The sequence below is a fragment of the Lentzea sp. NPDC060358 genome, from assembly GCF_042725365.1.
Classification (GTDB): domain Bacteria; phylum Actinomycetota; class Actinomycetes; order Mycobacteriales; family Pseudonocardiaceae; genus Lentzea.
In genome coordinates, this window is sequence record NZ_JBHXCW010000311.1 from 1 (window position 1) to 7,686 (window position 7,686).

A 7,686-nucleotide genomic window follows, 5' to 3' on the forward strand; every position below is an offset into this window, starting at 1 on the left:
GCGGGGGGGGGGGGGGGGGGGGGGGGGGGGGGGGTGGGGGGGGGGCCGGCGGGGGGGGGTTCGGCGGCGGGGGGGGCGGCGGGGGAGGCGGGGGTGGGGTCGGTGGCGGAGGAGGTGGCGGCAGAGGCGGCTAGGCCGGCCGAGGAGGACGACCCCGGGACGGCAACGGCGGCGGGCGACTCGACGGCGCCGGGGGCGGCTGCACTGGGGGCGTCGGCTGAACCGGGGGCGGTTGCTGCACCGGAGGCGGCGGCTGCACCGGAGGCGGCGGAAGCCTGGTCGCCGGAGGCGGTGGCCGGGTCCGCGGCGGCCGGGTCCGCGGAGTCCGCGGCGCCTGAGTCTGCGGCGGCTTGATCGGCTGCAGCTCGATCGGCGGCGGCAGCGGGACCGGCGGCAGCCACGACGACATCGGTGGCGGACGTGGCGGAATCGTCAGCGGCGCCGGTGCCCGCGTCAAAACCGGTACCGGCCACCGCTGCCGGATCCGCGGCCCCGGACGGCGTCCCCACCCAGGCCGGCACCTGCGGCAGCGGTGCCGGGTCGCCCGACGGCGCGGCCTCCGCCCTGGCGTGGCGCGGCGGGACGGCCAGGCGCAGCACGTCGATCATGCCGCCCGCGTACCGGTCGGCGATTGCGCGGGCCAGTGCCGCGATCTCCGGCGCCAGCACCGGTTCCGGCGAGACGACCTTCTCGATGAAGGCCAGTTTCTTGCCGTACTTGGAGCTCTCGGCGCGCTCCAGCAGGTAGCCGTCGACCAGCTGGCCCGCGAACCGCACGCGCACGCGGCAGCCGGGGACGGCGGCTTCGTCCAGTTCGGACGGAACCTGGTAGTCGAACGGCCGGTCGAGGTGGGCCAGCGGCACGTCCACCACGATCCGGGCGACCGGCAGCGACTCCGCGGGGACTCGCTCCCCTTTCCTCGCTCCGGTCTTCGCGCTCATGCCCCTGGTGTATCAGACAGCCCCGACAGTCACGCGTTGCGCCTCACCAAACCGGTGAAGCCCGCCACGAACAGGGTCGCGAACGCCCAGGCCAGCACCTGCAGCGCCCAGGTCGAGGCGAGGACCAGGCGGCCCGCGTCCGAGGCGGCGTCGACGGTGCAGCGGGCCACGTCCACCTTGACCAGCGGTGTCGCCACGTTGAGGGCGTAGCCGACCTGTTCGACGACCGAGCAGCGCACGGCTCCGGAGAGCAGCACCACGCCGACCGACACCGCGAGCACCCCGGCGAGCCACACCAGGGCGAGGCCGGGGCGGTAGCCGTGGCCGACGGTCATGCCGCGGACGAGGTGCCACAGGCGGCCCCACCGGGAGAGCTGCCCGCGCAGGCGCAGGTCGCGTTGCTGGGCGACGCGGATGCGGCGCACGTCGCGTTCGTGGCCGGCGGCCTGGTGGGCGGTGGCGAGCTGGGTCCACGGCTGCGCCGAGTAGCGCAGCGTGCGGGTGGCCAGGAAGCTCAGCCATTCGTCCACAGTGGCGTCTCGCGGCAGGCCCTCGTAGGTGAGGCCTTCGAGTTGCGCGTCGCCCTCGATGCCGTGGAACGGCAGGAAGATCTCCTTGCCCACGCGCACGTGCCGCAGATCGAGCGCGACGCCGGGGGAACGCACGCGGCTCCCCCGCATCAGCAGCTGCCCGTCCACGCGCGTGCCGCGCAATCGCACCGATGCGTGCACGCCGCCGCCCGAGATCTCGCAACCCTGGTTGAGGAAGATGCCGTCGCCGACGCGCAGGTCCACCAGGAAGACGCCGTCCTCGAAGCGCCCGCCGCCGCACATCAGCACGCCGGCGATCTGCGAGCCGCTCAGCGTCACGGTCCCCGACGCGTGGAAGCCCTCGTCCAGGTACGCGCTGCCGCCGATGCGCAGGTGCAGCGCGTCGATCGACTCCGCCGCGGTCAGGCGGGCGCCGCTGAGCCGCAGGTGGTGGTCGACGGCCAGGCCGCGGGCCTCCAGCGACGGCGCGACCAGGCCGCTCAGGTCCAGCAGGGTGAACTGCGCGCGGCTGAGCACCACGGGCTCGTCGGCCTTGCAGTCCACCAGCACCAGTGGCCGCTTCGCCACCACGTCGGACAGGTCGAGCCGGCCGGTGATCGTCGCGCCGACGATCTTCAGGCCTCCCGGGTCCAACGATTCGTGATCGATCATCCGCCGCCGGATCTCGTCCCCCGTGATCTCCACGGCCGAGACGTTAGCCGGAGATCGACTCGCGGCCGTTCTCGACGTGACCGCACAGCCGGCGGCGGAACGCGGGCTCCTCCTCGACGGTGACGGTGAGGTCGTACCAGCCGGAGTTCAGGGCGGTCAGCCACGGGATCACGTGCCGGTGCCCCGGACGCACGACGTACTTGCGCCGTCCCAGCACGAACGTCAGCCGTGTCGTTCCGGAGTTCTCGAACGTCAGAGTCACTACACGGCTGTATCCGCGCACCGACGACGAGACGCGCGCACGGTCCGAGGACGTTCCGGCGAACTCGCGCCGGAAACCGTTGGGCCCCAGCAACACGAGGTCATGGTCACCCACGACGTCAAGGGACGCCTCCGATGCGACGTCGAAGTGCTGCGGCACAGCGAATTGTCCCGAGTACGGGTACAAGGCGAGGTGGACCGACGACGCACCGGAGTTCGACATCTCCAGCCGAGAACCGCGCAGGGACGCATCGGGCTGATAAGGCAACGCACGCGCACGGCGGCGTCCGGCCTCCTGCTCCGGCATCTTCTGCGACGACGGCGGCGCGGGGCGCCAGCGCGGGGTTGCGGGCGGCACGGCGGCGGGTTCGCCGACCTCGGGCCACGTCCGGCGCCGGTCGAAGTCGAACGCCGAAGTCAGGTCTCCCGCAACGGTCCTGCGCCACGAAGAGATCTCTTCCGACCGCACTCCGGTCCACTTCTCGAGGAACTGCGTCATCGACGTGTGGTCGAACACTTGCGAGCACACGTAACCGCCGACGGACCACGGCGAGACGACGGTCATCGGCACGCGCGCACCCAGCCCCAACGGCCGGTCGCCCACGTACTCGTCGGTGACGGACAACGGCGGGCGCGGCGGCGGCACGTGGTCGAAGAAGCCGTCGTTCTCGTCGTAGGTGATGAACAGGACCGTGGACTCCCACACCTCCTGGTTCGACGCCAGCGCGTCCAGCACCTGGTAGGTGATCGAGGCGGACGCGGCGGGCGACGACGCTCCGGGGTGCTCGGAGTCCACCGAGGACGGCACCAGGTACGAGACGGCGGGAAGGCGCCCGCTCGCCACGTCGGCCCGGAACTCCTCCCCCAGCCCGCCGGGCCGCACGCGGTGCAGTCCGCGCGAGTACAGCGACCTCTCGGCCGCGGACAGCGCCGACAGGTCGAGCGAGCCGATCAGCGCCGGGTCGCCGGTGGCGTACAGCCTGTCGAGCGAGGAGAACCCCGCCGGGAGCACCTTGCGCGCGATCTGCTTGAACCGCAGGTAGAACTCCAGGTTGTTGTCCTGGAAGTTGTCCCACTCCTGGTAGACCCGCCACGACCGGCCCGCCGCCTCGAGGCGTTCCGGGTAGGTGCTCCACGTGTACCCGGCGTGGTGGTCCTCGTCGTAGGCCGCGTTGCCGGTCGCCCGCCCGCCGGACGGCTCGAACCCCGTGTGGCCGGACACCCAGTAGTTGCGGTTCGGCGAGGTCGACGACGGCACCGAGCAGTGGTAGGCGTCGCACAGCGTGAAGGTGTCCGCGAGCTCGTGGTGGAACGGGAGGTCCTGGCGCGTGTAGAACGCCATGGTCGCCGCGGTCTTCGCCGGCACCCAGTTGTCGTTCCAGCCGCCGCGCAACGCCGAGTGGCCGCCGTTCCAGCTGTGGTCGAGGTCGCCGATGTACTGGATGTCCCGCCCCGACGCCGCCTCACGCACCGGGAACGGCAACACGCCGGACTGGTTGAACACACCCCTCAGTGCGTTGCGGTCGGAGAACCCCCGCACACCGCGGAGTGTGCCGTAGTAGTGGTCGAACGAACGGTTCTCCTGCATCAACAGCACGACGTGCTTGATCGCACGCAACCCTCCCGCACGGGGTTCGCGAGCCAGCGCGGCGTAGACCGACGGCGGCAGCAGGGTGCCCGCACCAGCGGCGGCAACCGCGGCCATGAACCCACGACGAGAGAGCGACATGTACCGAGTTTGTAGTCCCACGACGTGTCGCGGAACCAACCCTCGTATGAACAACGGCTCTGGTTAGCGTTCGGGCAACGCCCTGTCATCACTCTTCGGTCCGTAGGCAGGAACACGGACGAGGGGAAACCACCATGAGATTGCGCATCGCTGCTGCGGCTCTCGCCATCGGGCTGTGCACGGCCGGTGTCGCCCAAGCGGACGACGTCCCGCCGGAGTTCGCGAACAGACCCACTCCGGCGGACTGCTACAACGCCGTCCCCACGATCGTCGGGGCGGGCATGATCGTCGGGACGGTGAACGCGGACGTCATCCTCGGCAGCCCCGGACCCGACACCATCTTCGGCCTGGGCGGCGACGACATCATCATCGGGCTGGCCGACGACGACGTGATCGACGCCGGTCCCGGCAACGACCTCGTCTGCGCCGGCCGGGGCGAGGACGAGGTCCAGGGCGGGCCGCACCACGACACCGTCTACGGCGAGCCCGGTGACGACGAGCTGCGGGGCGGGCTCGGCATGGACCTGCTGTCCGGCGACGCGGGCTGGGACGCGGGCGACGGCCAGGGCGGGCTCGACTTCTGCCCGCCGTCCACCGAGCTGCCGGTCAGCTGCTAGCGGCCTGCCGCAACAGGATCCGGGTCGCCGCGTCGGGCGCGACCCCGAGCTCGCGCAACGACTCCAGCACGCGCGCACGGACCTCCGCGGTTCTCCGCGGGCTCCGTGCGCGCAGTGCCGCGGCGAGCGCGAGGCGGTGCCCGCGCGGGTCGAACGGCTCCAGCTCGAGCGCCCGTTCGGCCAGCCGGCCCGCCTCGGCGGGAGCACCGGTGACGAGCCGCGACTCCCCCAGCGACAGCAGGTTCTCCACGTGCCGCGCGCGCACCCGGCCGACCTCGGCCTCGCACACGCCGGCCAGGTCCGCGAGCGGTTCGCCCCGCCACAGTGCGACCGCCTGGCCGAGCCGGCCCGCGTCGCTCAGCTCGTCGAACGACCACAGGTCCGCGGTCAGCAGCCCGCCCCGCACCAGCCGGATCGTGCGGCCGTCGCTGCGCACGCAGTAGCTCGCCTCGCCGCCCGCCCGGCCGGGCTCCAGCAGCCGCCGCAGGTGCGTCGTGGTCACCCGCAGGTTCCGCGCGGCACTGGCCGGGTCCAGGTCCGGCCACAGCAGGTCCACGGCCTGCTCCCGGCTCAGCACCGGCCGCAGCACCAGCAACCCGAGCAGCTGCCGGACGCGTGCGCGGCGCAGCTCCGGCGCGTCGGCCGGGACGCCGTTCCTGGTCACCCGCACGGGTCCGAGGACCTCGATGCCGATCCGGTGGTCCGGTGGCGCGGGCACGGTGGTGAGGAGCTTCGCGGCACCGGCGGCGAGTCCCGGATCGCGGGCCAGCTCCCGCAACCGCCGGTGCACCGCGGGCCCGACCCGGTCGGCGAGCCAGGTCCCGAGCCTCGTCCTGCCCGCCGCGGCGTACCGGACGGCGAGCTCCACCGACCACGGCAGCGGGAGGAAGCACAGGGCGTGCTGCTCCGGCAGGCCGGCACCCGGATCGCCCCGCCTGGCACGCAGAAGAGCGCGTCCGGCCTCCCGCGCCCGGCGGTGCGACGGTCCCAGGTCCGTGCCGTCCCACCGTTCCCGCAGCTCGTCGCTGAGCACGTACCCGAGCGTGAGGAACCTGCGCAGGTGCCGTTCGGTGACCTTGACCTCCACCGGCCACCGGGCGAGGTGCTGCTTGTAGAGATCACGGGCGAGGTCCTCCTCGCCCCGTGCGACGGCAACCGCCGCGTGCGACGCACACGCCAGCACGGCATCGCGTGGATTGTCCTGCTCCCCGGGAAGTTCCATCGTCGTCTCACCGAAGGACGCGGCGATGACGGTGTGCAGCGCACGCGCTACGAACTCCCCACGCGCTGTGCCGTCCGGATCGTCCCCGTTGAACTCGACAGCTTCGCCGTCGAACCACCGTGCCGCGGCGGCGTGGCGCAGGGCGAGGTCGTCGTCCAGCCCGCGTTCGGCGAGCTCGGCCGCGTCCTGCCCGCGCCCGCACATCGACAGGCAGTGCACGTGGAACCGGATCGTGGACACGGCCAGCGCCCTGGGCACCTCGGCGGTGGGCGCCTGCGCGAGGTGGACCAGCGCCTCCTCCGGGTCACCCGCGAGCTCCGCGACGACCGCGGCGGCGCTGTGCCGCAACAACCTCAGCACCGGCGAGTGAGCCTCGACCCGCTGCGCCCTCCGCGCCACCTCGGCGAGCCTGCCCAGATCACCCCGGGAGTGCGCGGTGATCACCGCCTGCCCGAGCGCCACCGCGGCCCCGTCGTGGTCCCCCGCGGCGAGCATCCCGGCGCAGGCGCGGTCGGCCAGGCCGTCGACGGCCGGGTCGCCGAAGTCGTGGGCGTGCACGACCGCGGCCCGGAGCAACAGGAAGGCCGGTTCGTCGAACAGGTGCTGGGGCACCGCCTCCAGCCACTGCTCGGCGGTGGCGCACGGCAACACCGACAGCGTGGTCCGCACGAGCTCCACCGCCAGCCGCCCGAGCAGCGGCCAGTCGTTGCCACGACAAGCGATCCGCCCGGCACCGGCCAGTTCCCCCCGCGCCACCAGAACCTCGACTGCCTTGGCTCGCAGGTGATCCGTGGGCACGAGGCCGGCCCACAGGTCGTGTGCGCGATACCGACCGTCGTCGAGCCTGTTGACCAACGGCACTTTCGCGATCACACGCGCCAGATCCACCGCCGTGCCCGCCACCGCAGCGACCTCGGCCTCGGTGGCGGACCTGAGCACGACCAGCGCGGCCAGCGCACGCCGAGCCGGCTCCGCCAGCCCGTGCAGCACCTCCTCGGCGGCGTAGCGCCACGACGCGGAAGGTCCCGCGGTCAGCGACAGCCGGACGAGGGCGGGCCACCCGTGCAGGTCCTCGGCGAGCTCGCGCCCGAACCACCGGGCGAGCGCGGCCGTCTCGGCGTCGGTGAACGCGAGGTCGGCCGTGCCGATCGCCGCCACGTCCCCCGCCGCTTCCCTGCGGGCGAGCGGAAGGGCGGGCACGCACCGGCCGGACAGCACGAGGTGCGCGGTCCCGGGCAACCACCGCACCAGCGCGCCGAGAAGTTCGGCGCCGGGCGAGCCGTCCGGGACCTCGTGGACGTCGTCGAGCACCAGGCAGACGTCGAGCGGCGACCTCCCGCGCAACGCCCGGAGCACCTGCCCGGCGGAGGGCTCGCCGTCCGGGTCGCCGAGCGCGTCCAGGATCGACCGCGCCAACCGGCCGGCGTCCTCGCAGCCGGGCCCGCAGGTCACCCAGACGTCGACCCCGCGCGGCTCCGCGAGGTTGGCGCGCACGGCCTGCGCCACCGCCGTCGTCTTGCCGAACCCGGCCCCGGCCGTGACCAGGGTGACGGGCCGGCACCACCGCGACCTCAGCCGGTCGACGAGCCGCAGGCGCGGCAGCTCGACGTCGAGCGGACGCGGCACCGCGCGCAAGCCGGCCGTGTTGGAGTCCCCCACGCACTGCGGAGGCGACCGCCGGCCGGAAAATACGCCACACGGCCCGCCCCTCGGG

The 7,686-nt window shown here is 73.4% G+C and carries 4 protein-coding genes and 1 pseudogene; 1 reads left to right on the forward strand and 4 read right to left on the reverse strand.

What is annotated here, in order from left to right:
• The 3 genes and pseudogenes from ACFWGZ_RS37300 to ACFWGZ_RS37310 form a co-directional block, all read right to left on the reverse strand.
• Nucleotides 1-941 (reverse strand): annotated as a pseudogene (locus tag ACFWGZ_RS37300) (hypothetical protein); the annotation flags it as partial.
• Between the two features lie 29 nt (nt 942-970).
• Nucleotides 971-2,176 (reverse strand): hypothetical protein, encoded by a 1,206-nt coding sequence (locus ACFWGZ_RS37305; RefSeq protein WP_382456305.1) that lies wholly within the window; start codon nt 2,174-2,176, stop codon nt 971-973.
• Between the two features lie 10 nt (nt 2,177-2,186).
• Nucleotides 2,187-4,133 carry a phosphocholine-specific phospholipase C gene (locus ACFWGZ_RS37310; protein WP_382456306.1) on the reverse strand — a complete coding sequence of 649 codons (1,947 nt, stop codon included), beginning with the start codon at nt 4,131-4,133 and terminating at the stop codon, nt 2,187-2,189.
• A 134-nt stretch (nt 4,134-4,267) separates the two neighbouring features.
• Between ACFWGZ_RS37310 and ACFWGZ_RS37315 the strand changes: the two genes are divergently transcribed.
• Complete coding sequence (locus ACFWGZ_RS37315) at nt 4,268-4,750, forward strand: calcium-binding protein (RefSeq protein WP_382456307.1); 483 nt, start codon at nt 4,268-4,270, stop codon at nt 4,748-4,750.
• Here the strand turns inward: ACFWGZ_RS37315 and ACFWGZ_RS37320 are convergent.
• Nucleotides 4,740-7,631: a hypothetical protein gene (locus tag ACFWGZ_RS37320; RefSeq protein ID WP_382456308.1), complete on the reverse strand. Its 2,892-nt coding sequence runs from the start codon at nt 7,629-7,631 to the stop codon at nt 4,740-4,742. The genes ACFWGZ_RS37315 and ACFWGZ_RS37320 overlap by 11 nt on opposite strands.
• Between the last annotated feature and the right edge of the window lie 55 nt (nt 7,632-7,686).

Excerpts from the sequence above, each read along its gene's own strand:
- ACFWGZ_RS37310 (WP_382456306.1), bottom strand. The coding sequence starts at position 4,133 with ATGTCGCTCTCTCGTCGTGGGTTCATGGCCGCGGTTGCCGCCGCTGGT.
- ACFWGZ_RS37315 (WP_382456307.1), top strand. The coding sequence starts at position 4,268 with ATGAGATTGCGCATCGCTGCTGCGGCTCTCGCCATCGGGCTGTGCACG.